The sequence below is a fragment of the Microvirga sp. M2 genome, assembly GCF_047497095.1.
Classification (GTDB): Bacteria; Pseudomonadota; Alphaproteobacteria; order Rhizobiales; family Beijerinckiaceae; genus Microvirga.
In genome coordinates, this window is the sequence record NZ_CP134065.1 from 512,329 (window position 1) to 538,023 (window position 25,695).

The 25,695-nt window shown below is 64.3% G+C and carries 24 protein-coding genes and 1 pseudogene; 12 read left to right on the forward strand and 13 right to left on the reverse strand.

The features are described 5' to 3' along the window. Positions 1-111 precede the first annotated feature (111 nt). The 6 genes from RE429_RS31010 to RE429_RS31035 all read right to left on the reverse strand — a co-directional run bounded on the left by RE429_RS31010 (position 112) and on the right by RE429_RS31035 (position 6,066). On the reverse strand, positions 112-2,763 hold the full coding sequence (locus RE429_RS31010; RefSeq protein WP_414476127.1) for an FtsX-like permease family protein: 2,652 nt from the start codon (positions 2,761-2,763) through the stop codon (positions 112-114). After that, positions 2,760-3,428 (reverse strand): ABC transporter ATP-binding protein, encoded by a 669-nt coding sequence (locus tag RE429_RS31015; RefSeq protein ID WP_414476128.1) that lies wholly within the window; start codon positions 3,426-3,428, stop codon positions 2,760-2,762. Before RE429_RS31015 ends, RE429_RS31010 begins: the two co-directional genes overlap by 4 nt. Continuing rightward, positions 3,421-4,089, reverse strand: coding sequence for an ABC transporter ATP-binding protein (locus RE429_RS31020; protein WP_414476129.1), 669 nt, complete (start codon positions 4,087-4,089; stop codon positions 3,421-3,423). Before RE429_RS31020 ends, RE429_RS31015 begins: the two co-directional genes overlap by 8 nt. Continuing rightward, positions 4,086-4,682 carry a hypothetical protein gene (locus RE429_RS31025; RefSeq protein WP_414476130.1) on the reverse strand — a complete coding sequence of 199 codons (597 nt, stop codon included), beginning with the start codon at positions 4,680-4,682 and terminating at the stop codon, positions 4,086-4,088. The genes RE429_RS31020 and RE429_RS31025 overlap by 4 nt, the downstream gene beginning before the upstream one ends. Positions 4,683-4,781: 99 nt before the next feature. Continuing rightward, positions 4,782-5,081: a PepSY domain-containing protein gene (locus tag RE429_RS31030; RefSeq protein WP_414476131.1), complete on the reverse strand. Its 300-nt coding sequence runs from the start codon at positions 5,079-5,081 to the stop codon at positions 4,782-4,784. Positions 5,082-5,325: 244 nt separating this feature from the next. After that, positions 5,326-6,066: a phosphatase PAP2 family protein gene (locus RE429_RS31035; RefSeq protein ID WP_414476132.1), complete on the reverse strand. Its 741-nt coding sequence runs from the start codon at positions 6,064-6,066 to the stop codon at positions 5,326-5,328. Positions 6,067-6,457: 391 nt separating this feature from the next. On the opposite strand from RE429_RS31035, the gene RE429_RS31040 reads away from it, so the two are divergent. Continuing rightward, positions 6,458-6,859 carry an ATP-binding cassette domain-containing protein gene (locus tag RE429_RS31040; RefSeq protein WP_414476133.1) on the forward strand — a complete coding sequence of 134 codons (402 nt, stop codon included), beginning with the start codon at positions 6,458-6,460 and terminating at the stop codon, positions 6,857-6,859. A 380-nt stretch (positions 6,860-7,239) separates the two neighbouring features. Here RE429_RS31040 and RE429_RS31045 read toward each other — a convergent pair whose 3' ends face one another. The 3 genes and pseudogenes from RE429_RS31045 to RE429_RS31055 form a co-directional block, all read right to left on the reverse strand. Next, the gene (locus RE429_RS31045; RefSeq protein WP_414476134.1) at positions 7,240-7,677 is read right to left on the reverse strand and encodes an EamA family transporter; all 438 of its coding nucleotides are present in this window, start codon (positions 7,675-7,677) and stop codon (positions 7,240-7,242) included. A 227-nt stretch (positions 7,678-7,904) separates the two neighbouring features. After that, on the reverse strand, positions 7,905-8,540 hold the full coding sequence (locus tag RE429_RS31050; RefSeq protein WP_414476135.1) for a methyltransferase family protein: 636 nt from the start codon (positions 8,538-8,540) through the stop codon (positions 7,905-7,907). Between the two features lie 144 nt (positions 8,541-8,684). Next, positions 8,685-8,860, reverse strand: a pseudogene (locus tag RE429_RS31055) (DDE-type integrase/transposase/recombinase); the annotation flags it as partial. Between the two features lie 233 nt (positions 8,861-9,093). On the opposite strand from RE429_RS31055, the gene RE429_RS31060 reads away from it, so the two are divergent. Continuing rightward, on the forward strand, positions 9,094-9,738 hold the full coding sequence (locus RE429_RS31060; RefSeq protein WP_414476136.1) for a transposase: 645 nt from the start codon (positions 9,094-9,096) through the stop codon (positions 9,736-9,738). A gap of 311 nt (positions 9,739-10,049) precedes the next feature. Here RE429_RS31060 and RE429_RS31065 read toward each other — a convergent pair whose 3' ends face one another. Beyond that, a complete protein-coding gene (locus RE429_RS31065) occupies positions 10,050-10,277 on the reverse strand; it encodes a chromate transporter (RefSeq protein ID WP_414476137.1) in 228 nt (75 codons plus the stop codon). A gap of 372 nt (positions 10,278-10,649) precedes the next feature. Between RE429_RS31065 and RE429_RS31070 the strand changes: the two genes are divergently transcribed. Continuing rightward, positions 10,650-12,404 (forward strand): ABC transporter permease, encoded by a 1,755-nt coding sequence (locus RE429_RS31070; RefSeq protein ID WP_414476138.1) that lies wholly within the window; start codon positions 10,650-10,652, stop codon positions 12,402-12,404. A 13-nt stretch (positions 12,405-12,417) separates the two neighbouring features. After that, on the forward strand, positions 12,418-13,731 hold the full coding sequence (locus RE429_RS31075) for an AAA-associated domain-containing protein (protein ID WP_414476139.1): 1,314 nt from the start codon (positions 12,418-12,420) through the stop codon (positions 13,729-13,731). A 14-nt stretch (positions 13,732-13,745) separates the two neighbouring features. On the opposite strand, the gene RE429_RS31080 is transcribed toward RE429_RS31075, so the two are convergent. Both RE429_RS31080 and RE429_RS31085 read right to left on the reverse strand, forming a co-directional pair. Further along, positions 13,746-14,027 (reverse strand): hypothetical protein, encoded by a 282-nt coding sequence (locus RE429_RS31080; RefSeq protein WP_414476140.1) that lies wholly within the window; start codon positions 14,025-14,027, stop codon positions 13,746-13,748. An 89-nt stretch (positions 14,028-14,116) separates the two neighbouring features. Further along, a complete protein-coding gene (locus RE429_RS31085; RefSeq protein ID WP_414476141.1) occupies positions 14,117-14,899 on the reverse strand; it encodes a DUF1194 domain-containing protein in 783 nt (260 codons plus the stop codon). A gap of 210 nt (positions 14,900-15,109) precedes the next feature. Between RE429_RS31085 and RE429_RS31090 the strand changes: the two genes are divergently transcribed. The 7 genes from RE429_RS31090 (at position 15,110) to RE429_RS31120 (ending at position 23,320) form a co-directional block, all read left to right on the forward strand. Beyond that, positions 15,110-15,934, forward strand: coding sequence for a universal stress protein (locus RE429_RS31090; RefSeq protein ID WP_414476142.1), 825 nt, complete (start codon positions 15,110-15,112; stop codon positions 15,932-15,934). A gap of 13 nt (positions 15,935-15,947) precedes the next feature. Continuing rightward, complete coding sequence (locus RE429_RS31095) at positions 15,948-17,246, forward strand: NRAMP family divalent metal transporter (protein WP_414476143.1); 1,299 nt, start codon at positions 15,948-15,950, stop codon at positions 17,244-17,246. A gap of 202 nt (positions 17,247-17,448) precedes the next feature. Further along, positions 17,449-17,925, forward strand: coding sequence for an MgtC/SapB family protein (locus RE429_RS31100; RefSeq protein ID WP_414476144.1), 477 nt, complete (start codon positions 17,449-17,451; stop codon positions 17,923-17,925). A gap of 183 nt (positions 17,926-18,108) precedes the next feature. Beyond that, positions 18,109-18,963: a DUF4118 domain-containing protein gene (locus RE429_RS31105; protein ID WP_414476145.1), complete on the forward strand. Its 855-nt coding sequence runs from the start codon at positions 18,109-18,111 to the stop codon at positions 18,961-18,963. 174 nt (positions 18,964-19,137) lie between these two features. After that, positions 19,138-20,082 (forward strand): IS5 family transposase, encoded by a 945-nt coding sequence (locus RE429_RS31110; RefSeq protein ID WP_414476146.1) that lies wholly within the window; start codon positions 19,138-19,140, stop codon positions 20,080-20,082. 672 nt (positions 20,083-20,754) lie between these two features. Beyond that, positions 20,755-22,497 (forward strand): hypothetical protein, encoded by a 1,743-nt coding sequence (locus RE429_RS31115; RefSeq protein WP_414476147.1) that lies wholly within the window; start codon positions 20,755-20,757, stop codon positions 22,495-22,497. Between the two features lie 427 nt (positions 22,498-22,924). Then, positions 22,925-23,320, forward strand: coding sequence for a transposase family protein (locus tag RE429_RS31120; protein ID WP_414476148.1), 396 nt, complete (start codon positions 22,925-22,927; stop codon positions 23,318-23,320). Here RE429_RS31120 and RE429_RS31125 read toward each other — a convergent pair. After that, on the reverse strand, positions 23,295-23,813 hold the full coding sequence (locus RE429_RS31125) for an IS6 family transposase (protein WP_414476149.1): 519 nt from the start codon (positions 23,811-23,813) through the stop codon (positions 23,295-23,297). The two genes, RE429_RS31120 and RE429_RS31125, sit on opposite strands and share 26 nt — an antisense overlap. A 339-nt stretch (positions 23,814-24,152) precedes the next feature. Between RE429_RS31125 and istA the strand changes: the two genes are divergently transcribed. Next, positions 24,153-25,691: an IS21 family transposase gene (istA, locus tag RE429_RS31130; RefSeq protein ID WP_414476150.1), complete on the forward strand. Its 1,539-nt coding sequence runs from the start codon at positions 24,153-24,155 to the stop codon at positions 25,689-25,691. Positions 25,692-25,695: the final 4 nt, after the last annotated feature.

The following is a 25,695-nucleotide window of genomic DNA, read 5'->3' on the forward strand; positions in this document are numbered from 1 at the left end:
TTCTGGTTTGGGTCGGCAAGCTGGTTGGTGAGCGTCATGGCAGTCTGAACAGGCGGAAGCCGCTTGCGTTCCGGTGCCTGAGGACAGCCTGCCGTCGATGCTTCGCAACGCCTAGCCCCCGCGCAGCATTTCAAGGTCCGGCTGCTCCGAGCGGGATGCAACCGTCAGGACCGCGGCGGCGCTTGAGGCCAGAGCCGCGATCACGGTCACACCGAGATAGAGCCAGGGAATGAACAGCGCCTCTGGCGGCGGGTCGAAGACGCCGGCGAGGATCGTGACCAGCACCTGGGCAAGACCCAGCCCAGTCGCCAACCCAAGGGCCGCGCCGCCAACCACGACAAGGAGGCCCTCGCTCCAGAGAAAGGCCCGCAGATGGCGTGGCTTGGCCCCAAGCGCGGTCATCACCGCGAAGTTCCGGCGCCGTTCGGACAGCCCGAGGGCGAGGACAAGACCCGTGATGCCGGCGATCATCAGGATCGCGAAGACAAGTTCGATCCCGGTCAGGCCATGCAGGTCGACGGCGGTCAGGTTGGAACTGATGATCGCCTGGGTCTCGCCCAAGGTCGTCACCGCCGCACCCGGAATGGCGGCGGCGACCAGCCGCGCGGCCGTGGCCACCGCCTCAGGATCGGTCGCCGCCCGCATCAGAACGACCTCGGCCGCACTGCTTCCTGTCGCCTCGGCGACATAGCTCGCGTTGGCGACGAGGAACGAGTCCTTGGGTGCGGTCGGGAATTCACGCGCGATGCCGACGAAGCGGAAGGGAACGACGTGATACTGGTGATCCTGGGCACTCTGGAGACGCAGGTTGATGGTGTCGCCGGGCTGGAGCTGGAAGTCGGACACGGTCTCCTCGGAGACGAGGACCCCATCACGTGTCTGCCGGAGCAGCTCCAGGGTGCTCCGCGCATCATGGTTTCCGAAATAGGCATCGACGAGCGTCGTCGCGTTGCCGATCTGCACGGGATTGATCCCGAAGATGTCCTGAAGATCGCTGCCCACATAGGCGAAGCGGTGCATCATCGGTTCGGCAGCCGCGACGCCGGGAATGCGGCGCAGATCCGCAAGAAGAGTGCCGGCCGGCCTGGCCTGCGTGGCCGTCACGGTTACATCGGCCCCGTTCGTCAACTGCGCGTCGACCTGGGATTGGGCATTATAGGTCGTGTTGAACACCGCCGTGGAGGTCGCGAAGGCGAAGGCAAGGGCGACCAGGGCCACGCCGCGCGCGATCCGGAGGCGCTGGCGCGAGAGCGAGGACGAAACGACAGGCGCCAGTCCGGCAGCGAGGGGCGCGACCGCCCAGCGGATGGCTGCGCGCCCGGGCCCGAGAGCAAACCGGCTTAGGCGCATCCAAAGAAGGCCGACGCCGAGCCACAGCAGGGCTGGCGCCAGGAACGCATCATAATGGACTGAGACCTGTGTCACCCCCTCCGTCGCCAGAACGATGGTGTAGCCCGTGCTCGCCATCCGCCAGACCAGCAGGCCTCCCACCACGAGGAACCCGACATCCAGATATAGGCGCTCCCAGAGCGGGCGAGCCGTCCTCGTGACTTCGGCTTGCGCTGCGGAAACGGTTGAACCGGACGCGTCCCGCCACGCCGGCACGACGAACGCGGCGGCCGCGAAGGCGAGTCCGATAACCGCTGCGAGAATCAGCCAGACCAGGACCTGCCCCAGGTCGCTCTTGGGCCACCAGGCCATCACGGACAGCAGCGTGAGGGCAATTCCTAGCCCGATACCGATTGTTCCCAGGATCGCTGCCTCAATGCCGGCCAGACGGACGAGTTGGATCACGGAGGCCCCGCGGATGCGCAGGAGCGCCTGCTCCCGCCGGCGTCGGTCGGCTCCGGAGGTTGCGATGGCCACGGTGAACAGGATCGCCAGCACGATACCCGGAGCTCCGAGGAAGAGGAACAGAACCTGGGCGTAGAGCGCGTCCTCGCGGGCGGTGTCGAGCGCTGCCGCGAGGTTGTCGCCGACGGCCGCGCTCCCGGCGACGCGAGCCTCAAGATGGTTCGCCATCCGCTGCACCTGCACGAAGGCCGTACTTGGATCCGGCAGCAGCCGCGTATGGTCGAGGCGCACGTGGAGTTCGATCCGCACCGTGTCGGGGCGCGCCGTTTGCTGGGGTGCGACCATCGCAGCCCACTGCGCCATTGGGACGATCAGGACGTTGTCGGGCGGCGCCAGGGGCGCCGTGCCCTTCGGCACGCCAACAGCCTGGAACACCGCGTCGGCATTCGGCAACGCCACGACACCGGCCACGGGCACCGGTACGGCAGGGGCCCCGATCCGCTCGATCGTGACGGTATCGCCTGGGCCAACGTGCAGATTCGCCGCAGTCTGCTGCGCGATCAGAACCCCGTCCCAGGTGCCGAGCAGGAGCCGGATCTGGTCGGGGAAGCGGTCGCGATACTCCGGCGCGATGCCGAGCACCTTGCCCGGCCCCGTCTTCTGCGTCGTCTCTCCGGTCACGGCCGAGAAGCCAGCTGCGTCCGCATAGCCCACCGTCTGGAGCACCCTGGGAGACGCGGCGGCGTCGATCTCCTTGCTGATGGTCGACGGATCGACCCCGGGAGCAACAAGGACCTGCCAGTCGACCGGCACGCTCGCCACGGCATGTGCAGTCATGGTTCCCGAGGCGGAGGTGATGAAGGCGCCGAGGACGCCCAGGAGCGCGACTGTCAACGCGAGCCCCACGGCTGCCCCGATGGTCCGTCCGGAGCGCTCGGCCCAGATCCGTTTCAGCCATAGCCCCATCATGCGACAGCGTCCGCGCCTTTGATGTGGAGGTGACCGTGCTCCATGAACCAGGTCAGGCCCATGCGGCCGGCGACGCTGCGGTCGTGGGTCGCGAGAACCAGCGCCGCACCGGTGCGATCCAGAGATCGGAGCAGCACGTCGATGACGTGACCGGCCGTTGTCCGATCCAACTGGCCGGTTGGTTCATCCGCCAGGACGAGCTGGGGGCTGATGGCGAGGGCACGGGCGATCGCGACCCGCTGTGCCTGTCCCCCGGAGAGCTCGTCCGGCAACCGGTCCGCCAGTGCGGCCAGCTCAACCGCGTCGAGGGCCGCAAGAGCCGCATCGCCTGCACTCTTCCCGGCCAGCAGGAGTGGCAATTCGACGTTCTCCAGCACGTTCAGGGTTCCCACGAGAGCCGGGGCCTGAAAAACCATGCCGATTCTTTCCGGACGCAGGGTTTCACGCGGCCCGAGGGCCGGCCAGCACAGTGCACCTGCGCTCGGCGCGTCGAGGCCGCCCATGAGATGCAGCAGGGTCGACTTGCCGCTGCCAGACGCGCCGACGAGCGCGATGCGGTCGCCGGCCCGCACGGTGAAGGAGGCCGGCAGCACGGCGTCGACGCCGCGCTCGCCCTGCCGAAAGTGTCTGGCAACGCCTTTCGCGACGACCAGGGGCTCACTCATCGACCACCCTTCCGTCCTGAAGATGAATGACCCGATCGGCCCGCCGTGCCAGGAACTCGCTATGGGTGGCGACCAGGACCGCCAAACCAGCCTCGCGTTGGCGATCGAGCAGATCGAGGATGCGCAACTCGGCCTCGGTGTCGACCTCGCCCGTCGGTTCGTCGGCAAGAAGGATCTGCGGCGCGTTGGCCAGGGCGACGGCCAGACCGGCCCTGGCCGCCTCGCCCCCGGAGAGCTGGCCGGGATAGGCTTGCCGACGATCGTCCAGGCCAACCTCGGTGAGGAGCGCGGCAACTCGCCCTTCATCGACGCGGCCGGCAAGCCGCATCGGCAGGCGCACGTTGTCGGCGGCGCTCAGGCCGGAGAGCAGGTTGCCGGTTTGCAGCAGGATGCCGATGCCGCGGGCTCGCCGCCGTGCACGTTCGGCTTCGGGCAGCCGCGTCAGGCGCTGGCCGAGCAGTTCGACATGTCCGCCGTCAGGCTCATCAAGACCGGCAAGGCAGGCGAGCAAGGTCGACTTGCCGCTTCCGGACGGACCCACCAGGGCCAGGAATTCGCCTTCCCGCAGCACGAGGCTGACGCCGCGCAGCGCGAGCGTCTCGGATTCCTGGGTGTGGAAGAACCGGTACAAGTCGTCCGCTTTGAGGACAGGGGCTGTCATTGCCAGCGGAAGCTCTTCGCCATCAATTGCCATTGGTCGGCGTTGTCGGCGCCGTAGGGAGCCGACATCGTCAGGGTGGCGAGCTTGCCGTCCTTCCAGAAAAAGTAGCGTTCGTTCTCGAGCCGAATGGCCTTGTTGGTGACCGGGTTTGGATCTGAGTTCGATGCATAGGCAACGGCGACGGCCTCTCCAGCCGGCAGTTTCTCCGCCTTGACATGGGTGACTTTGACGGCTCGTCCGCTGCTTTCCAGGGACGCGACTTGAGTTTGCTTGACGCTCGCAACCGTCGGCGGCGCTGCCTCGGGCGCGACGGCAACGGCGACGGTGCCGTATTTGTCGCTGAAGGTGACCCCCTCGCCCGCGTCCCTGCGGGCCCAGCCCTCAGGGACCTTGATCGAAAAGCCCAAAGGCGAGCGGTATTCGATGAAGACCTGGTCGTCAGGGATGTCGCCCGGCGGGTTCTTTTCGGGCGGAGCGGGCTTTTCCACCACGGGCAGTGGCTTGTCACGCCCTTGGGCCGCAGCCGGGACTGCGCTCAGCGCGATGGCCGGGAGCAGCGTTGTTGCTATGAGCCAGGCGGGATAGGTTCGCATGATCGTTCCTTTCCTAGGGTCCGGACGAGCTCTCACGGAGCCGCTTGAGGCCGGCACGGATGCCGGGTTGCAAGCTGGAACCGATGATGCCGCGGCGTGCTATCGCGCGGCGCCGGGCGCTTCGATGACGTGCCCGTCCATGGCGTCGACGCTGACCTCGCCGGGCTTGCCGCTGCCCTGGCTGATGTCGAAGGAGTAGCGGAGGCGGCCGCCCTCCTGCTCGAGTTCCTCCTTCAGGATCTGACCCGGATGGGCCTTGAGGGCGATGTCGCGGGCCTGAGCGGAGGTGATCTTCGCCTTCGCAGCGTTGGCGGGCGCAGCTTCTGCTCCACCAGGAGCACCGCCGAGCACCGTGCCGGCAGCGAGGGCGAGGACGAATAGTGTCTTGGTCACTGACATACGAAGCTCCTGATCAATGACGCAAAATCCACAGAACAGAGGTTGCCTACGGACCATGCGTGCTTACAGCGCCCGTTTTACAGCGGGGCCCTTTGCGGGCCCATGTCCCGAACTATACAAAGTCCCAATCCTCAGACGGTCCCCGTGGGCCGGACGGATGAGGGTCGTATGACCATGCGATGAAGTACGCTATGGGAAGCAAGTCTCACGCGGCGTTGGATGATCCCCTCCGTCGTGCCCCCTCTCAGCTGTCGGCGGCCTCCCGCTCTCCTTCAATCTGACCGCGTCGTTGAAGCCAGGCGGCCAGTGTCCAGCAGAAGATGGCCCAGGCAGAGCCGACAGCCCAGCCAGCAAGCACATCGGTTGGATAATGGACCCCGAGATAGAGGCGGCTACAGCCGACCAGCAGGGTCAGCAGGATTGCGGTGGACATGACGTAGACCTTGCCAGGGCGGCGTGCCTCGACACGGGCCAGGAGCGCGCCTAGGGTCAGGTAAGTCACGGCCGAGAGCATGGCGTGGCTACTTGGAAAGCTTGCTGTGTAGACGTCGACCGAATGGGCGATGAAGTCGGGCCGCGGCCGTGCGAATGCATGCTTGAAGAGGTTGCTCAGCATCATCCCGCCGCCGACGGAGGCGAGCACCAAGAGGGTGGCTGCGCGCTTGTTCAAAACAAACAGGTAGCCCGCAACAGCGACCGTGATCAGGGCCAGGATGGTGATGCTTCCCAGAGCCGTGAGATCTTTCATCATGATCTCAAGCCAGAGCGGCCCGATGGGATTGGCGGGATCGGTGGGATCCCGCAGGGCCAGAAGGATGGCCTTGTCGAAGCCAAGGGTCTCGCCCTCCAGAACCTCCGAAGCGAGCGCGAGAAAGGATCCGGCTAAGCCGGCGGCAATCAGAATTGCCGCGAGGGGCAGGAGTTCGCGATGACGTGCAGCGGAGGCTTTCAATACGGTTAGGATGGAGCGGTTTTCAAGGTTCATGATCCTACCAACGCATGACTCCGCCGTTCCGACGCGGCTGGGCAATCCTTTCGTCGAACCCGCAAGGCACGGCCAGGTGCCATTGCGCGCTACGAGCTGGCGCCAAAGGGCAATTTGGAGATTGAGGCCGGGCCAGTACGAGGATGACGGTTCCGGCTGTCTGAGGATTTCAGCAAAATGGCCGGGTGCCTCCAACACTGGTGTGGCAAGGCTCAGAAGGCTGCCCCGAAAGACGACATCGAAGCGCCGTATTGCGAGGCGGCTCGAGCCGCCACGACAATGACTCCCTATAGCGGTCGGTCTGGTCGCGCCCAAACCGCGCGGCCACGCGGCAGGCCGCGCACTCGCACCGGAACGGCTCGGAGCTCGCGAGCACGTCATTCAGGGCCTGATGGAGATGGTCGACCTCCTGGCGAGCATGTTGGCCAGGCAGCCCCATGAGCTGTCGGGAAGGCAACAGCAGCGCTTCGCCCTCGCGCGGGTGCTGACCCGCTATCCCCTGGTGATGCCGCTCGACGAACCGTTCTCGGCGCTGGATCCCGGCTTGAGGGAGAACAGGCGTAAGGCGACCGCGGAGGCGCTGCGCGCGACCGGAAGCACCACGATCCTCGTTGCGCACGATCAGGCTGAAGCGCTGTCATTCGCCGACCAGATTGCCGTGCTGCGGGAGGACAGGCTGGCTGAAGCTGGTTCTCCCACTGATCTGTGTTTGCAGCCGCGTCGACGAGAGACGGCACTGTTCCTGGGCGATGCGATCATGTTGCGGGCCGAGCGGGAGGGTGGCCCATTGTAGCCTCGACTGCTTGGCAGCCGATCCCCAGGATCGGTGTGGAGAGACCGAGATCATGCTTTGGCCGGAACAGCTCAGGCTGACCGAGATGACGTTGCAAGAGGCCGCGGACTGGCGCAGCGGCTATGGCCAAGTGACCAGCATCGAATTCGGCGGCGCGAGTTGTCTCGTTTGCGTCAGCCTCGATCATCCCGGAAGACACAGCGCATCATCCGACGAATCTACCCTTCTCAGAAGCGCCGGGATGGGTTTGCGCCCGGCCGGCTCGTTTGTACAATTTTGCCGTGAGCGCAAAGGCTCACGTGCTTGAGTAGAAAATCAACGCAGAACGTGGGATCGAACGAGCTTCTTCGATCAAGCTGACCTGGGAAAGAGAGCGGGCCTTACCCTTTGTAGGCCACGAGGATGGCTCCCGTCGCGATGAAGGCGATACCGAACCAGTTCGGCATGGACAGGTGTTCACCCAGAAAGGCCACCCCAAACAGGGCTACGAGAACGACGCTCAACTTGTCGATGGGTGCGACCCGCGCGGCATCCCCGACCTTCAGGGCGCGGAAGTAGCAGATCCATGATGCGCCGGTGGCCAAACCGGAGAGGACTAGGAACAGATAGCTGCGTCCCGAGATTGAGCCGGGCGATTGCCACTGCCCCGTCGCGAGCAGGATCCCGCCGAGTGCAAACAAGATCACAATGGTGCGGATGAAGGTGGCGAAGTCCGAGTTGATGGTCTCGATGCCGACCTTAGCGAAGATGGCCGTCAGGGCGGCGAAAGTGGCGGAGAGGATGGCCCAGAATTGCCATGAAGCGAGAGGATTACTCATAGGTTGGCTTCCCAATATCCAGAGCTAATGCCGCAGTTCGGCGCTGGCGATATTCGATGTCGTCGGACCTGACAAATCGCGTGCGCCTCATTTATCTTCGGGCTAGCGGCCGCCTGCACCATGGAGGCAATCGCACAGCGGCTACCCCATATCCGCAATCATGCAGCCGGCGCTCAATACGCCTGGTTCACAATAACGGTCGGGTCAACTCCATTGATGAGAACCCTTCAGAAAAGAAGCAACGCGATGGGGATGGTACCAGCATCCTGGAAATACTCGACAGCCTCGAAAGCAGGCTTGGCGACGAAGAAGATGAGGCCGTCGCCAAATGTCGAATAGATCCGGCGTGTCGAAACCGTCAGAGTAGCCTGATCGCGATACAAGCGCGGTGCCGGCCAGAACCTTGGAACGCGAGAGCAATATATTCGGTAGGTTTCGCCGAAAGTCCCTTCCAAGAATCGCTCTTCACGACGGATGACGACGTGGAACGCTCCAGCGCATGCGATAAAGAAGAATGCAGTCAGGATCAGACTGCCAGTCTGTGCCCCAACGCCGGCCGCGGCGATGGAGGAAAAAACATATAGGGGGTTGCGCGTAACCGAGTACGGACCGAACTCGACGATCTCGACTGATTTCCGGCCACCAATATACAGAGTGCACCACATCCTGCCGACAATGCCGATGACAATCAGGCTAAGGCCAATCGCCTCGACCAGATCATGGCGTTCCTGGCCGCCTGCGGAACGTACGAACAGAAGAATCATGAATGCGATGATGATGAGTATACCAAGAACGACTCTTCTGAAGAACTGGAAGTGACTTAGACTCAATACGGCCTCCGACGATTGATGTTGCGTACTCATGCGCAATCGAGAGCAGAATGAAACGGCGGTTGCTTGCACTTCGACAAGTTTATTGCAAGTCCAGCTGGAGAGCATGGGACAACGTGGAGCCGTTTGGTAACGGATTAGCCGCACAAAGTCTTCATCTGGGTAAAGCAACGTAGTATCGCAGGGCAGGGTCGCTTCACGGTTTGCCTGGTTGCCGCCGATGATGATCCGCGTAGGACGGCCCTATCGCTTAAGCGCCTTGCGCAGGAACCCCTTGGCAGCAGTCAGATTACGCGCTCGCCGAACCAAAACTCGACTGTATCTCCGTTGCTTTCAATGGGGCGGTAGAGATACGTTCAAGGCACCTTGTTGCGTGAATGGGCGGGTTGGTAACCGCTGTGGGGTAGCGTAGGGGCCGAATCGCCTTCTGACCCAAGATTTTGATCGTGCCATTCAAAGCCAGTGCCGCTCGCCGTTACCGCATTCCGAAGCAACGGCGCCGGGTCACGAACTGAGCGGAGTATGACGCCAGCCTGCGCCAGCGCGGAAGCCTCACCGTCTGGGTCACCGAGGACGCGATTGTTGCATGGCGGGCCGAGCCGCGCACAGCACGAGGCGGCCAACCGCATTGCTCCCCTCTGGCGATCTGAACAGCGCTGCCACTACGGGCGGTATTTCGGCTGGCACTGTGCCAGCCCGAAGGGCAGATAGGCTCGATCCTCCAACTCCTCGGTCTGGATCTGGCGGTGCCGAATCCTGGCGAAAGCTGCACATCGGGATCGACGCGGAAACTGGACAGATGCTCGCTTCAGAGCTGACGGCCAACGAAGTCGACGATGGATCGCAGATCGAACCGTTACTCAACCAAATCACGAGCTCCCTCGTGTCTCTGACCGGCGATGGAGCTTACGATCAGGCCGGCGTCTACGGTACTGTCGACCAGTGCCATCCTGAGGCCCAGGTGGTTGTTCCGCCGCGATCAACCGCGGTGCCGAGCGACATGGCTGAGGGCACTCCAAGCCAGCGCGACCGGCACCTCCAAAGCATTGCCGAGCATGGCCGTATCGGCTGGCAGAAGAGGTCCTGGTACACTCACCGTGCCCTGGTGGAGACCGTTATTAGCCGCATTAAACGAGGGATTGGAGATGTCCTGCAATTGCGGACGGACCGGTGTCACACGTCCGAGGTCGCCATCGCGGTTTATGCCCTGAGCCGCATGCTCGAGCTTTGATGCCCGAAGCTCGTCCGCATTGCTTAAGCGAAGACGTGGGGCGGGTGGAGTGCATTCACCAACCGATCTATGCAACACAGCCCCTTGAGACCCGTTCGGCGACGGGTCCGGTCTTGCTGATTCCCGTTGGGGAAGAAGCGTGATCCGTACATTAAGTAGATGACGAGTGGCGGTGTTGCCCCGCAGTTTGGAGTCATCTTCGGGTCAAAGTACAACGAGCAGCTGATGTAATGGAGGTCAGCTTCTCGCTGCACAAGTGACCAATCCGTTCCTTCCGAAAAGTGCCAGATCCAGCCCTTTAGACTGAACCGTCACAGTGCTGAGATGGCCCCTCCGGCGACGGCACTCAGGACCGCCACCAGCCATGGCGGCGTCTTCCACATGAACAACGGCAGGAACGCGGTCGCGGCCAGGGCGAAGTCGGACGGGCCGAGGATCCCCGCCGTCCAGACCGGATGATACAGCGCGGCCAGGAGCGGGCCAACAACCGCCGCATTGACGCCCTTCAGCGCTGCCTGCGCCATTGGCCATGGCGCCAAGATCCGCGCCGATGTTGATGACGTTGGCGATCAGCAGCAGCTCGATGCCCTGAAGCCGCCTGAGCCAGGGGCTCGTCCATCTTGTCCGACATGCCACGTCTACGATCGCGCTGCCGGAAACAACTGCCCGACAAGCTTGATCGTTGCATTGTGCATTCCCCTCTTGACGGACGCCCTTGTCAGGGGCATTGGCACTCTAACTGCACGGTTCGTCCCACGACAGCCGAGCGGCCCATAGGAACCCGAACCCCATGCCCAGCGACAGTCACAGTCGATCTTATTGGCCGTCAACGGCGGCCCGGGACTGATCGCTTCAGGATCAGGCTCACCCGGGCTCGGCCGCTGACGGCGGACCGAACCTAAAGGTGAGCCATGTCGACCTTCCTCGACAAGCGCCGCGATGTCTTCCCGCCGTTCGCGGCGGGAGTCCGGCGCGCCCTGCCCAACATTTACGATCTCGTCTTTCTCCTGCTGCTCGGCGCGGGCCTCGTCGTGCTCGCCCGCGGGGCCCACGAAATGGCCCAGCCGCTCGCGCAGCTCGACGTTTCGCCCGTCAGCCTCGATCTCGCCAACCTGCCCGACTATGCGGCGCGAACGACGCTGCGAATGGTCGTCGCGATCCTGTTGTCGCTGCTGTTCACGTTCACAATCGCGACCTGGGCGGCCAAGAGCCGGCGCGCCGAACTGGTCATCGTGCCGGCGCTCGACATCCTGCAATCCGTGCCGGTGCTCGGTTTCCTGACCTTCACGGTCACCTTCTTCCTGGGCCTGTTCCCCGGCAGCCTGCTCGGGGCCGAGGCGGCGGCGATCTTCGCCATCTTCACCAGCCAGGCCTGGAACATGGCCTTCTCGTTCTATCAGTCGCTTCGCACCGTGCCGAAGGATCTCGATGAGGTCAGCCTTCATTTCCGCCTGTCCGGCTGGATGCGGTTCTGGCGGCTCGAGGTGCCCTTCGCCATGCCGGGCCTGATCTGGAACACCATGATGTCGATGTCGGGCGGTTGGTTTTTCGTCGTCGCCTCCGAGGCGATTACGGTCGGCGACACCACCATCAAGCTGCCCGGCATCGGCTCGTGGCTGGCGCTCGCCATCGAGCGGCGGGACATCGCGGCGGTCGCCTGGGCGGTGCTCGCCATGGGCATCGTCATCCTGCTCTACGATCAGCTCGTCTTCCGCCCGATCGTCGCCTGGGCCGACAAGTTCCGGTTCGAGCAGACCGCGGCCCAACAGCGCCCGCGCTCGTGGGTCTACGACCTCGTGCGCCGGACGCGGCTCGTGAAGCGGGCGGGAGCGCCCGTGCGCTGGTTGGCCGACCGGCTCATGCGGGCCACGGCCCGGACGAAGCGGACGTGGACCCGGCAGGAGGTCGGCCAGCCGGTTGGGCGCTTGCAGGACACGGCCTGGCTGGTCGTCGTGCTCGCCGGCACGCTCTGGGCTGCCTGGACGATCTTCGCCTATGTGCGCGCCACCCTCGGCCCGTCCGACCTCTGGGAAGCAGTCGTCGACGGAGGCGTCACCATGATCCGCGTTTTGATCCTGATCCTCATCGCGTCGCTGGTCTGGGTGCCGGTCGGCGTCTGGATCGGCCTGCGGCCGGCCTGGGCGCAGCGCGTGCAGCCGGTCGCCCAGTTCCTGGCGGCCTTTCCGGCCAACGTTCTGTTTCCGATCTTCGTGGTCCTGATTGCCACCAAGGCTCTCGATCCGAACATCTGGCTGTCGCCGCTGATGGTGCTCGGGACGCAGTGGTACATCCTGTTCAACGTCATCGCCGGGGCCAGCGCCTTCCCGACCGACCTGCGCGAAGCTGCAACCCTCTTCCGCCTGCGCCGGTGGCAGTGGTGGCGCAAGGCGATCCTGCCCGGGATCTTCCCCTACTATGTGACCGGCGCCCTGACGGCGTCAGGCGGCTCCTGGAACGCCAGCATCGTGGCCGAGGTCGCAAGCTGGGGCGACACCCGGCTCGAGGCCGCCGGGCTCGGCAGCTTCATCGCCCGCGCGACCGAGGCGGGCGACTATCCGCGCGTGGTGCTCGGCGTCGCCGTGATGAGCCTGTTCGTCGTCATCTTCAACCGCCTGCTCTGGCGCCCGCTCTACGTCTATGCCGAGCGTCGGCTTCGTCTCGATTGAGGGAGATCGCATCATGCATGCCCCCACCAACTCAAATGCCGCCCTCGTCGAGGTCCGCCATCTCAAGCATCTCTACCACAAGGGCGGTGCGAGCGACCTGCTGGTCCTCGACGATGTCGACCTGACCCTGCGGGAGGGCGAGATCGTCGCGCTGCTCGGCCGCTCGGGCTCGGGCAAGTCGACGCTGCTGCGCATCATCGCCGGCCTGCTGCCCCCGAGCGCCGGCACGGTCGCCATCGGAGGGCGGCCCGTCGACGGCCCTGCGCCCGAGGTCGCGATGGTGTTTCAGTCCTTCGCGCTGTTTCCCTGGCTGACCGTGCTGGAGAACGTCGAGATCGGCCTGGAGGCGCAAGGCCTGCCCGCCGAGGAGCGGCGCAAGCGCGCGCTGGCGGCGATCGATCTGATCGGCCTCGACGGCTTCGAGAGCGCCTACCCGAAGGAGCTGTCCGGCGGCATGCGCCAGCGGGTGGGCCTTGCCCGCGCCCTCGTCGTGCACCCGCAGGTGCTGCTGATGGACGAGCCGTTCTCGGCACTCGACGTGCTCACCGCCGAGACCCTGCGGACCGACCTGCTCGAGCTGTGGACCGAGGGCCGCATGCCGATCGAGGCGATCCTGATGGTCACGCACAACATCGAGGAGGCTGTGCTGATGTGCGACCGCATCCTGGTGTTCTCGTCCAATCCGGGGCGGATCGTGGCCGAAATCACGGTCGAGCTGCCGCAGCCGCGCAACCGGCTCGACCCGGAATTCCGGGCGCTGGTGGACGACATCTACGGCCGCATGACGGCCCGTGCGCCGGCGGCTCCGGCCCGGGAAGGCCTGCCCTCGGGTAGTGGCATTGGCCTGATCCTGCCGGGGGGCTCGACCAACCGGCTCGCCGGCCTGATGGAGGCACTCGTGACGCCTCCCTTCGACGGCGAGGCCGACCTGCCCCGGCTGGCCGAGGAGCTCGGGCTGGAGGTCGACGAGCTGTTTCCGATCGCCGAGGCGCTCCAGCTCCTGCGGTTCGCCGAGATGGAAGAAGGCGATATTCGATTGACGGACGCCGGCCGGCGCTTCGTCGAGCTCGACGTCGACGGCCGCAAGCGGCTCTTTGCCCAGCATCTGATCAGCTACGTCCCCCTGGCCGCCCATATCAAGCGGATCCTCGATGAGAGACCGAGCCACCGGGCGCCGGCGATCCGGTTCCAGGACGAACTGGAGGACCACATGTCGGAGGACTATGCCCAGGATACGCTGCGCGCCGTGACATCCTGGGCCCGCTATGCCGAGGTGTTCGCTTATGACGAGGCGACGGGGGCCTTCAGTCTGGAGAACCCGAGCTGAGCGCGCGGGTGGGCTTATACGAACTGGAGTATGGTGAAGGCCAGCAGGGAGAATACCAGCGCTTCGTCCCAGTAGGTCAGGGTCGAGGCATCCAGCCGTTGTCGGTGGGCGAACGCGAGGCCGATGCTCAGCGGTCCCGACAGGAGGAGAAGGGAGAGAAGGGCCCGCCAGAACCCATACTGTCCAAATGCCTGCGCTCCTGCAAAGGCGAGAAGGATCAGGAGCTTGAGGGCGAAGCGTCGCGCCACGAAGCGGGAGGCCGGATCGAGGCGCCTCCACAAGCGATAAAGGTTCATCGCAGGAGCCCGCGTTCCAAGGAGGCCGAAGCGCTTCAGGACTGGTCGTTTGGTCGGGCCACAGCGGCCAATTTCCCGGCGCCGGCCCGTCATTGTCTCTTGCCGGTTGCGCAATCAATGTGGACTTCCGGACTTTGGGCCGGGATCACCCGGAGAGGAAGTCCTTCGGGAGCGTTGGACACCTCCCGCAGGATCTTCAGCCTGATAGCCGCCTGGAACTGCGTCCGCTCCCGCGCTGGCACCAGGAACGCCCCTTGCCCGCCGATGACGCAGTCCCGGTAGTAGCGCTCAAGGTCGGGGGTAAAATAGGCGTAGCTTGGTGGCTTGAGCATGATCGGCAGGCCGTTAACGACAAGGCCCTTGGCGACAGCCTCATCCCGCGCGGCGGTGACCGGTCTGCCGTCATTGTTGGACCCGTCTCCCGAGACATCGATCACCCGCCGTGTGGCCGCAAGGCCGCTGGCTGCGATCAACTGCGAGGCGCGGTCGACCGCCCCCGAGATCGAGGTGGAGCGTTCGCGATGCACGGGAACGCGCGCGATTTGGTCGGCAAAGGCCAGGATGCCCTCGGGATTGTCGAGCACCGTCCAGGGTAGCACCACCCACTGATCGCGCCACCCCGACCACTCCATGTAGGTGACGGCGATGCGGCCGATGACGCCGTCGCGGATGGCCTTTTGGACGAGCGGGTCGCGGAAAGCCTCGGCGTAGCCCTCACGCTGGAGCTCTTGTTCGTCCGCATCCATCGAGGCGGAGACGTCGACCGCGATGACGAGGGCGAGGTCGACCTCGGTCTGCGCTCGCGCGGGCATCGATCCGACAGATACGCCGAACAGGGCCAAGCTAACCAGAACGGACCGGAACCACCCCATCGCGTGTCCTCCATACGCCCTCCGAAGCTGCCAGGGAGTTGGACGTTTACAATGCGGCAGACCGTACAGCGATGACCCTACTGCACGTTTCCCTGCGCTGCCTTGACTTAGCGCAAGGCAACGCCGCCGCAGATATGATGCGGTGGAGAGGTCCAGGCCAGTTCCTGACCGGGTTCGTCCCCGTCCGGGGCAGCGGTTCGGAGACAAGCCATGCTGCGCGATATCCTGGTGCATGTCGATGGGAGCGACGCCGGGCGCCGCCAGGTTAGGTTCGCCGTCGAGTTGGCCGGTCGTACGGGCGCCCGGCTGTCGGGCCTGCACGTGACCCCACCGCCTGACGTGCCTCCGCTATACAAGCCGAGCCTCATCGACAAGGTTGCCGAAGCGATGTCCGCGGACCTCGCCTCACGGGCCCGTGCAGCCGCCGCGGCGTTCCGGGAGGAGGCCATCGCGATGTTGCCGGACACCACTTGGTCCGAGGCGTCCGGCAACATCGCGGAGGGCATCAGCGCTCACGCCCGCTATGCCGATCTGGTCATCGTGGGCCAGTCCGAATGGCAACGTCCGCCCGAGGCCCATCCGCTGCCCGTCGCCCATTCGGTCGTGCAGCACTGCGGCCGCCCCGTGCTGGTCGTGCCGGCCCTGGCGCCATTCAGCGTGTTCGCGCGGGCGGCCGTGGCCTGGGACGGCAGCCGCGAGGCGGTCAGGGCGGTCCACGATGCCTTGCCGCTTCTCCACCTGTCGCAATCGGTGAGGATCGTCTCCATCGTCGGCGCTGCGGTCGAACCGGACGAGGCGGATATCGAGAACCTGTACGCGCATCTGGGCCGGCATGGCATCCGCGCCGAGGGCGAGATCTTCCGCGTCACGTCGGCTGCCGAACACAAGGCCCTCAAGGATCAGGCCGAGCACGGACACTATGACCTGTTGGTGATGGGCGCGTATTCGCATCCCCTATGGCTCGAGTTCATCTTCGGCGGCGCGACCCGATCGATGCTCATGGCGTCCTCAATCCCGATCCTCGTCTCGCATTAGGGATGGACGCTCCATGCGATACCAGTCCAAGCCCCCGCACCTCCCGGAGATCATCGGAACGGCCGTGCACCGCTTGAGAGAGCATCCCCTCGCGCGGATCGGACCTGGCCTGATCACCGGGGTTGCCGACGACGATCCGAGCGGCATTGCAACCTATTCCCAGGCGGGCGCACAGTTCGGCCTCAACATGCTGTGGACGATGCCGCTGGCCTTCCCGCTGATGGCGGCCATCCAGTCGATGTGCGCGCTCATCGGCCGGGTGACTGGAAAGGGCCTCGCTGCCAATATCAAGGCTGCCTTCCCGCCGATCGTGCTTCGCGGCATCGTGCTGCTGCTCCTGGTCGCCAACACGATCAATATCGCCGCCGATGTCGCGGCCATGGGCGAGGTGGCCGAACTCGTCACCGGGTTCAGCCGTCACCTCATGACGGTGGTGTTCGTGCTGGCGACCCTGGCCCTTCAGGTCTTCGTTCCCTATCACCGCTATGTCTTCTTCCTGAAGTGGCTGACTCTCTCGCTGCTGGCCTATGCCGCCGTGCTCTTCACCGTGCACGTCCCCTGGGGCGAGGTTGCATTGCGCACGGTCTGGCCATCGTTCACCCCGAATGCCGCTGCCGCGACCATGGTGGTCGGGGTCTTCGGCACCACGATCAGCCCGTACCTGTTCTTCTGGCAGGCCTCCGAGGAGGTCGAGGACATGCGGGGCACTGCGCCTCTCCTGCGTGATCCGCAGGCCGCCTCCCGAGAGTTGCGCCGCATCCGATGGGATACCTGGAGCGGCATGCTCTATTCCGACGCCACGGCGTACTTCATCATTCTGGCCACTGCGGTCACCCTCCACGTGGCCGGCGTGACGGATATCGAGACCGCAGCGCAGGCTGCGGGCGCATTGCGGCCCTTGGCCGGCGATTTCGCGTTCGTGCTGTTTGCCCTCGGGATCCTGGGCGTCGGGCTGATCGGCGTGCCGGTTCTCGCGGGCTCGGCGGCCTACGCGGTGTGCGAGGCCATGGACTGGAAGTGGGGCCTCGAGCGCAAGGCCACCGACGCACGCGGCTTCTATGGCGTCATTGCCGTCAGCGTGCTCGCCGGGCTCGTCATCCAGTACTCACCGCTCAGCCCCATGAAAGCGCTCTTCTGGAGCGCGGTGATCAACGGTGTCGTGGCCGTGCCCCTGATGGTGGTGATCATCATGCTGGTATCGCGGAAGTCGGTGATGGGCACCTTCACCGCGAGCCGCGGAATTGTCATCCTCGGCTGGATCGCCACTGGCGTCATGGGAGCTGCCGCAGTGATGATGATGATGCCTGGCTAGTGCCAGGCATCGGGTTCTGAACCATGGAACCGCTACGATCATGGCCCTCGCGGCTGCTTGGATGCGCGCAAGAGCCGATCCATTCATGGCCTTTGATCCATCGCCCCCACTCCGAACGAATGCGATCGGGGCGATGGGCAGGGCGCAGGCGGAAGATCGGTGCAAGGCGTCAGATACCGGTCTTTCCGGAAGCGAGGTAGGGATGGAAGACTGGTTCGAGCCGATCCTGCGGCTTGCGGCCGCCACGGTCGCGGGAGCCATCGTCGGGATCAACCGCGACCTGTACGGCAAGCCGACCGGAGTTCGCCTGCATGCTCTCGTGACCATTGGAAGCGCCCTTCTGGTGATGCTCCCCGCGGCCTACGATCCCAACAGCCAGGACCCGGCGGCCGCGAGCCGGATCATTCAGGGCATCGTCGGCGGTATCGGGTTTCTCGGCGCAGGCGTCATCCTGCGCGCGACCACGGGCGAGCGCGTCTATCACATCACCACAGCCGCGACGATCTGGGTCACGGCGGCCCTGGGCATCGCCTGCGGCCTGGGAGCCTGGCGGCTTGCCCTTCTGGCCGCGGTGCTCGTGCTGCTGGTCCTCACAGGCGGCCTGGCGCTGGATCGCCGGCTCCACAGACGGAGCACAACGGACGACTTGGACGAGGCAGCCTCGCGGCCTGAACCGTGAGCTTCCGCACCAGACCGCCCGCCCGGGCTCCTACGTTCGCCGGGCACCGCCTCGGATGCTTGATAGGATGGAGCTTGAAAAACGCGCCCCTCGGTCTGCCAACGGGGGAACCTCACATCGATTCCCGGTGCGACCCGCTGTATACTTGGAGCTGCGGCTGGCGATGCGGCGATGGAGCGAGTGATGCCGGATACAGCCAATGAAGATCTGAACTCGTGGCCGACGCCGCTGAGCGCGCCAACTGATGTCCGCGCCGACGGCGGGGCGCTGCCCGCCCTTGTCCAATACGGCGTGGCCCTGTTGCTGGTGGCGGCCGCCACCCTTATCGCCTTCGCTGCGGATCACGTGGTCGCCGCCCCGAGCCTCCCGCTGATCTTCGTCATCCCGGTGGTCATCGCGGCAACCCGCCTCGGTTGGGGACCGTCAGTGGCCGCCGTCGTGGCGAGCGTCCTGTCATTCGATTTCTTCTTCACGCAGCCCTACTTCACCCTCCGGATGACAGAGCCGTCCGAGATCTGGGCGGCCATGCTTCTGCTGGTGACCTGCACCATCGTGAGCGCCGTGGCAGGCCAGTCGAGGCGGAGGGCGCTTGAAGCACGGCGCGCGGCAGACCAGGCCCAGGCGCTCCAGGCCCTCGCCCATGTGATCATTGGCAATCGATCGCAGAAGGAGGTCATCGAGGCGGCCGCGATCGCGCTGAGCCGCATCTTTGCGGCACCCGCGGTCATCTTCTCGGAAACGGAGGGACACCTTCGTGCGGAAGCCACTGCGGGCGGCGCGGTGGTTTCCGAAGTCGAGACCAAGGCGGCGGAAAATGCCTTGAAAGCCCGGTCGCATTTTCGGGGCGAGACTTACCCCAATGACGACTCCAGGTTGGACTTCTGGCCCTGCATCACGCCGACCGCCCATCGATACGTGTTGGGTGTGGACTTCACGAACTCGGTCTTTGAGCGGCCTCCCGATCCCGAGCGGTTCATCGACATCGTGGGCGCCTACGTCGCGTCCCTGCGGCGAGGCTATTCCGTGATCTCGCGATAGGCGATTGGGACCGTCAACCACGCGGCTCTTGCGGGGCGGGTCAGTTCCTCCTGACGGCCACTCTGGCCGCCCCTGCGGGAGAGCGGCCACTAGTGAGACCTGTGCGCGGGTGGCCTCGACCCATTGCTGCTTGGATGATTCAATGGAGCCGTTGGACAGGACGGGAGCGGTCCCATGGCACGCCGTCAGATTGGGCAGGAAGTCTTCGCGTTTGTCGTAGATCCGATCCCTCACCACCGCTCGTCTCTGGACCGGCTGTCAGGGCTCATTGATTGGCCCTCTGTTGATCGCCATCTGGTCGATATCTACACCGCTGCCAAAGGCGAACCCGCCTGGCCACCGCTGGCCCTGCTCCGGGCCCTGCTGTTGGCCATCTGGTATGACCTCTCCGATGTCAGGCTGGCCGAGGCACTGGAGGACCGCGCCTCGTTCCGGCGCTTCTGTGGGTTCGCGGCTCATGAGCCTACGCCGGAGCGCACCGCCTTCGTGCGGCTCCGGCACCAACTCGTGCAGCGAGGTCTCGACAAGATTCTGTTCGATGAGATCACCCGCCAGCTGAAAGCCCAAGCCATCACGGTCAAGAACGGCACGCTGGTGGACGCAACCGTGATTTCCCCAGCAAGCTACCGGGATGAGGAGGCTGCCTGGGCGGGCCACAAGCGGCGCAGGGCGATCCACGGCTTCAAAGCCCATGTGGCAGCGGATGCCGGCACGGCCCTCGTCGAGGAGTTGACCGTTACGCCCGGCAACACCAATGATGGGCGTGCTGGCAGCTCGGTCCTGCCGGATGACCCTGGCGACGTTTATGCCGACAGCGCCTACCGCGGAACCGCTTTTGCGTCTGCCGTGCAGAGCAAAGGCGGATGCCCGCGTGTGATCCAGACGGGCGTGTGGGGCCGGCCCGGGGGCAATGCCTTACGCAAGCTGCGGGCGTGGAACCATCATGTTCACCATGTGCGCTGCCGGATCGAGAAAATCTTTGGCACCTGGAAGCGCAGTTACGGGCTCCGACGCATGCGCTGGTTGGGACTGGCGAAAGCCGCTCTGCAGGTCAGGCTGACTGCGATGGCTTACAATCTCAAACGGACGGCAGTGACTCTGATGCTGGAAACCGCCTGATCAAAGGCGAAGTGCGTGCTTGAACACCCCTAAGGCCAGGACCGCGCGGTAACTCCGCCGGTTCGGGAGGGGCGAGGTGGATGGCATCGCTCACAGTCTATCAAGGTCGCCATTTTGCCACCCGCGCACAGGTCTCCTAACAGGCCAAGTCGTTGATTTCACTAGAAATTAGGAATTATGCGCAAAAGTAGGAAGATATTGTTGCCCAAACTTCGCCTTATTTGATATTTAATCCCGATTTGCCAGTGCAACGGCAAATAAAAAATCAAACCGGAACATATAACGGGCAGACGATCTATGTTTAGATTCACGTTATCCAAGCAATTGACGTTTGGTCAATCGAGCGGCGAGCGTCCATTTCACAGCTTATCCATCTGCCGCTAATTTTTAATCGATAATTTTCTTCATTCACCCGAACACTCACCCTCAATCTTGGAATTGCAGCGGCTCGCCGGCCCGTTGTTTGGCTCGTCTGTTCCCATGCAGTGCGCGTGTTCAGACGCCGAAAAACAGCGACCCAGCGGATCGATAGCCAGGACACCGATCGGTCCTTTGATGGGCCAAGCGGACGCCCGGCTGCCCTTGCAGGACCACTCCCACCTTGGAGGCGCCTTCTGCGCTTCCTGAGCGTGTCTCCGCACGCCCACAGCAACAAGAATCGGAAAAACACGTATGGCAAACCAATTGTTTTCGACCGGGTTTGAAGGCTCGGTGTCCCTGGCCCCGATGCAGGTGAACAGCAACACCGAGGCACTGCAGGGCCTGCAGAACGCCGGCACCGTCTGGGGCCGTGCCCCGACCATCCAGATGCTCTCAGGTGCCGGCAACTACAACAGCGTGTTCTCCAACGCCATCACGACCACCACCGGTCATGACGGCAATCAGACCCGCGCCCTGCATCTCGGCGTCAACTCGCGTCCGGCCGACTACACCCAGTCGCCGCTGCTGTTCCAGCCGACCTCCGAGCCCGGCGACTTCTACATGAGCGCCTGGATGAAGCTGCCCGACAATCTCTGGTCCAAGCTCGGCGCCGGCGGCTGGACAGCGGCCCTGCCCGAATGGAAGTCTGATGGCGACTTCCGTGTGGTCAACACCATCCAGGCGATGGACAACGGCAAGCTCGCCTGGAACATGAAGTGGGACTCCAATGCCAACGGCAACGTGCCGCTGCAGACCTTCTGGGAGGGCACCAACACCAGCGTGGCCGTGCCGCAGGGCGAGTGGTTCAAGGTCGAGATGTTCACCCACCGTGGCAACTCCGATGGCCGCGTCTGGCTGAAGATTAACGGCGAGACCGTATTCGACCATACCGGCGACAACATCGGCGTCAACAACGCTCCCATCAACCGCATCTTCCTGGGCAACCCGTACTCCAACAAGCCCATCGACGTCTGGCTCGATGACGTCCAGATCTGGGACGGCGTCCCCTCCGGAAACACAGGCACCCCTGCGCCCACGCCGACCCCCACGCCGACCCCGACTCCCACTCCTACGCCTACTCCGCCCCCCACGCCGACGACCGGCAAGACGATCATCGGCACGGCTGGAAACGACAAGCTCATTGGCACCGCCGGCAATGACGTCTTTTACGGCCGGGGTGGCAACGACATTATGACCGGCGGCGGCGGGCGCGACACTTTCGTGTTCGACAGCAAGACGGTCAAAGCGGGTGGGATCGCCACGATCACGGACTTCACCCCGGGTCAGGACATCATCGATCTCGGCTTCGCATTCTCGGCATTGACGAGCGGCACGCTGAAGGCCAGCGAGTTCCGGATCGGCACGAAGGCGCTGACTCGCGACGACCACATTATCTACAACAAGACGACGGGCGCGCTGTACTACGATCCCGACGGAAGCGGACCGGCCGCGCAAATCCAGTTTGCGAAGCTCGCTCCCAATCTCAACCTCAGCCACAACGACTTCTTCGTCTACTCCGGAAACACAGGCACCCCGGCTCCCACTCCTACGCCTACTCCGCCCCCCACGCCGACGACCGGCAAGACGATCATCGGCACGGCTGGAAACGACAAGCTCATTGGCACCGCCGGCAATGACGTCTTTTACGGCCGGGGTGGCAACGACATTATGACCGGCGGCGGCGGGCGCGACACTTTCGTGTTCGACAGCAAGACGGTCAAAGCGGGTGGGATCGCCACGATCACGGACTTCACCCCGGGTCAGGACATCATCGATCTCGGCTTCGCATTCTCGGCATTGACGAGCGGCACGCTGAAGGCCAGCGAGTTCCGGATCGGCACGAAGGCGCTGACTCGCGACGATCACATTATCTACAACAAGACGACGGGCGCGCTGTACTACGATCCCGACGGAAGCGGACCGGCCGCGCAAATCCAGTTTGCGAAGCTCGCTCCCAATCTCAATCTCAGCCACAACGACTTCTTCGTCTACTAAGGGCATTCAAGACGGGAGATTGTTGAGGTCTGGCGAAATGAGTCCGCGGAGTAGCGTATCCGGGCTCTCGCCGGGCCCCAACGGGGCCCGCCTTCCCCATCCACGGATTCTGCCGGCGCGGCTGAGAAAAACTCACCGCGCCGGCACGAAACATCGCGTCCCGCAGACACATCTCCCGCTTCCGGCGCACGAGCCGCAAGCGACGATCTGAAGAAGCCGTGGACTACATGCGGCTGAATTGCCGAGTGTTTATCGCCGAACCGGCAACCCGGCGGATGAGGGATGCATAGCTCCCGCTGATTGCCGTCCAACCCAATTGTTGAAGAAGAGCACCGCGGGTTCTCCCGCAAAGTGTGTGGTGGCGGGGTAGCTTGGCAGGAGGTGTGAGGATTCCTCCAGCATGGACCTTTCCCCTGCAGGTAGCGCCATGTCCAAACGTCTTTTACCGCTCGTCCCTGATGGTCTGAGCGTGCTTCAGGTGCTGTCCAGCCCTGACAGCCTCACCATTGTCACCACGCCGCGGCCGAGGCTGGCTGTCTGCCCAGTCTGCCAGCGGCCCTCCCGCCGCCGGCACGGCGTCTACGAGCGCGCCTTGGCCGACCTGCCGTGGCAGGGCCGCGCGGTGCGGTTGCTCGTGAGGGTCGGCCGGTTTCGCTGTGCTAACCCAGCTTGCACGCGCCGCACCTTCAGCGAGCCTCTGTCCACTGTTGCCGCCGCCTATGCTCACCGCTCCCGACGCCTCGGGGTTCTGTTCCAACTCCTGACGCAGGTCAAACGAAGGCTGGACACGACGCAGGCTACGCGGCTACGCCGAACAGGGTAGCAATGAAGTCGCGCTGCGCGCCCATGTCATTTGCCGGTGCGTTTACAAACTGTCCCTTGCGGACCATCGCCATGATCTCGTATCCCGCAATTGTTCGGGAGGCCGTCACGAAGCTCTTAAAGCCGAGCCCGGGTCTGACCAGTCGCTTGATGTGCCGGTGATCCTGTTCAACGATGTTGTTCAGGAACTTCACCTGCCGGAGTTTAGCAAACCGCCAGAGCTCTCCGGCACGTTTCATCGCCTTCGTCGCTACAGGATAGGCGGCATTCTTGTCGACTGTGATGGTTCGCGGATTAACTGTATGCGGCTGCTTCAGCGCTTTCCGGACGAACCACCGTGCTGCAGCCGCATCCCGCCTGGGGGAGAGCAAGAAATCGATGCTTTGCAAACGAGCATCAACGGCACGGTAGAGATACACCCACTCTCCCTTCACCCGAATGTAGATACCGTCTGAGCCGTCAAGTCTGGTGAGCGACCGGAAATCGGTAATCATCTCTGCTCCTAAGCACACCAAAGCAAATGTGAACCAGCTTGCGCATGGCAGCGCCTAAAGTCGACATCTTCGCCTTCCCGCGCTCGAGCAGCCGCTGTTGCTGAGCTTTGATATCCGAGTTCACCTTCGTGGCAACGACAGCGGCTGCAGATTCCGACGCAATCCGTCCATGTGTACCGACTTGAAGTCGTCCACGGTTCCGATTTGATCCCGTCCACCCTTCCGAACTGAAGCCGTCCACCCTTCCGATTTGATCCCGTCCAGGGATCAGGCGGAAGAACCGTGCTGCACCGGGTCATCCGATTGGGGCATTTCGACCTCTCCACAGAGAGGAACGCGATGCCGGCAAACAGAGAGATGACCATGCGACAGATGCGGCAAGTTCTGCGTCTTCATGCGAGCGGGACCAGCGATCGGGAGATCGGCCGGACCGTTGGCGCGGCGCGCTCCACCGTGCGAGACGCGATCAAGCGGGCCAAGGCGGCCGAGCTGGCCTGGCCGCTGCCAGACGACCTGACCGACGCGGCCCTGGAGGAGACGCTGTTCGCCCGGGCGGGCGCCCGGATCGGCACGCGACGTCGTCCCGAGCCGGATTGGGCAAGTCTGGTGCAGGAGTTGAAGCGGCCGGGCGTCAGCATCGCCATCCTGCACGAGGAGTATCTGGCGGACCATCCGGGCGGCTACGGCTACTCGCGTTTCTGCGACCTGTTCCGCTCCTTCGAGCGCCGCCTGACGCCGACCATGCGCCAGCATCACGTTGCCGGCGACAAGGTGTTCGTGGATTACTCGGGCAAGAAGCTGCCGATCGTCGATCCGCTCACCGGCGAGATCCGCCACGCCGAGATCTTCGTCGCCGTGCTCGGCGCCTCCAACCTGACCTATGCCGAAGCCACCTGGACCCAGACCCTGCCGGATTGGATCGAGGCCCATGTGCGGATGTTCCGGTTTCATGGCGGCGTGACCAAGCTCATCGTCCCGGACAACCTGAAGAGCGGCGTCCACAAGGCCTCGTTCTACGATCCCGAGATCAACCGCAGCTACGGCAAGATGGCGGCCCATTACGAGGTCGGAATTCTCCCCACCCGACCACGGCGCCCGAAGGATAAGGCCAAAGTTGAGGCCGGCGTGCGCTTCGCGCAGTTCTACATTCTCGGCCGCCTGCGGAACCGCACCTTCTTCTCGCTCCAGGAAGCCAACGCGGCGATCGCTGAGGCGGTCGAGCGCATGAACAGCGTGCCCATGCGCCGTCTCGGCGTCAGCCGGCGACAGTTGTTCGAGACCATCGAGAAGCCGGTTCTCGCACCCCTGCCGGCGGAGGACTACGTCTTCGCGCAATGGCAGCTCGCCCGGGTCGGGCTCGACTATCACATCGAGGTCGAGGGTTTCTTCTATTCGGTGCCGTTCGGCCTCATCGGCCAGCAGGTCGAGGTGCGCGTCACCCAGCGCACGGTCGAGGCCTTCCACAAGGGCGGACGCGTCGCGGCCCACGCGCGGCGTTACGCAGGACGGGCGCATGGCACAAGTGCCGAGCACATGCCGAGTTCGCATCGCCGCTATGCCGCCTGGTCGCCCGAGCGCTTCCGCGCCTGGGCCGCCGCGATCGGCCCGAACACTGAGATGCTGATTGCGGCGATCCTGGCCGCGCGGCGTCACCCTGAGCAGGGCTTTCGCACCTGCATTGGCGTGCTCCAGCACATGCGCGGCATCCCGAAGGAGCGCGTCGAGGCAGTCGCCGAACGGGCTCTGACGATCCGGGCGCTAACCTACAAGAGCATCGTCTCGCTCCTCGACACCTACCGCGAGCGTGCTCCCGCCAAGGCCGCCGACACTCCCGTCATCACCCACCCCAATGTCCGCGGACCGGGGTATTTCCACTAACAGG

Excerpts from the sequence above, each read along its gene's own strand:
- RE429_RS31010 (WP_414476127.1), bottom strand. The coding sequence starts at position 2,763 with ATGATGGGGCTATGGCTGAAACGGATCTGGGCCGAGCGCTCCGGACGG.
- RE429_RS31015 (WP_414476128.1), bottom strand. The coding sequence starts at position 3,428 with ATGAGTGAGCCCCTGGTCGTCGCGAAAGGCGTTGCCAGACACTTTCGG.
- RE429_RS31020 (WP_414476129.1), bottom strand. The coding sequence starts at position 4,089 with ATGACAGCCCCTGTCCTCAAAGCGGACGACTTGTACCGGTTCTTCCAC.
- RE429_RS31025 (WP_414476130.1), bottom strand. The coding sequence starts at position 4,682 with ATGCGAACCTATCCCGCCTGGCTCATAGCAACAACGCTGCTCCCGGCC.
- RE429_RS31030 (WP_414476131.1), bottom strand. The coding sequence starts at position 5,081 with ATGTCAGTGACCAAGACACTATTCGTCCTCGCCCTCGCTGCCGGCACG.
- RE429_RS31035 (WP_414476132.1), bottom strand. The coding sequence starts at position 6,066 with ATGAACCTTGAAAACCGCTCCATCCTAACCGTATTGAAAGCCTCCGCT.
- RE429_RS31040 (WP_414476133.1), top strand. The coding sequence starts at position 6,458 with ATGGAGATGGTCGACCTCCTGGCGAGCATGTTGGCCAGGCAGCCCCAT.
- RE429_RS31045 (WP_414476134.1), bottom strand. The coding sequence starts at position 7,677 with ATGAGTAATCCTCTCGCTTCATGGCAATTCTGGGCCATCCTCTCCGCC.
- RE429_RS31050 (WP_414476135.1), bottom strand. The coding sequence starts at position 8,540 with ATGAGTACGCAACATCAATCGTCGGAGGCCGTATTGAGTCTAAGTCAC.
- RE429_RS31060 (WP_414476136.1), top strand. The coding sequence starts at position 9,094 with ATGGCGGGCCGAGCCGCGCACAGCACGAGGCGGCCAACCGCATTGCTC.
- RE429_RS31070 (WP_414476138.1), top strand. The coding sequence starts at position 10,650 with ATGTCGACCTTCCTCGACAAGCGCCGCGATGTCTTCCCGCCGTTCGCG.
- RE429_RS31075 (WP_414476139.1), top strand. The coding sequence starts at position 12,418 with ATGCATGCCCCCACCAACTCAAATGCCGCCCTCGTCGAGGTCCGCCAT.
- RE429_RS31080 (WP_414476140.1), bottom strand. The coding sequence starts at position 14,027 with ATGAACCTTTATCGCTTGTGGAGGCGCCTCGATCCGGCCTCCCGCTTC.
- RE429_RS31085 (WP_414476141.1), bottom strand. The coding sequence starts at position 14,899 with ATGGGGTGGTTCCGGTCCGTTCTGGTTAGCTTGGCCCTGTTCGGCGTA.
- RE429_RS31090 (WP_414476142.1), top strand. The coding sequence starts at position 15,110 with ATGCTGCGCGATATCCTGGTGCATGTCGATGGGAGCGACGCCGGGCGC.
- RE429_RS31095 (WP_414476143.1), top strand. The coding sequence starts at position 15,948 with ATGCGATACCAGTCCAAGCCCCCGCACCTCCCGGAGATCATCGGAACG.
- RE429_RS31100 (WP_414476144.1), top strand. The coding sequence starts at position 17,449 with ATGGAAGACTGGTTCGAGCCGATCCTGCGGCTTGCGGCCGCCACGGTC.
- RE429_RS31105 (WP_414476145.1), top strand. The coding sequence starts at position 18,109 with ATGCCGGATACAGCCAATGAAGATCTGAACTCGTGGCCGACGCCGCTG.
- RE429_RS31110 (WP_414476146.1), top strand. The coding sequence starts at position 19,138 with ATGGCACGCCGTCAGATTGGGCAGGAAGTCTTCGCGTTTGTCGTAGAT.
- RE429_RS31115 (WP_414476147.1), top strand. The coding sequence starts at position 20,755 with ATGGCAAACCAATTGTTTTCGACCGGGTTTGAAGGCTCGGTGTCCCTG.
- RE429_RS31120 (WP_414476148.1), top strand. The coding sequence starts at position 22,925 with ATGTCCAAACGTCTTTTACCGCTCGTCCCTGATGGTCTGAGCGTGCTT.
- RE429_RS31125 (WP_414476149.1), bottom strand. The coding sequence starts at position 23,813 with ATGATTACCGATTTCCGGTCGCTCACCAGACTTGACGGCTCAGACGGT.
- istA (WP_414476150.1), top strand. The coding sequence starts at position 24,153 with ATGCCGGCAAACAGAGAGATGACCATGCGACAGATGCGGCAAGTTCTG.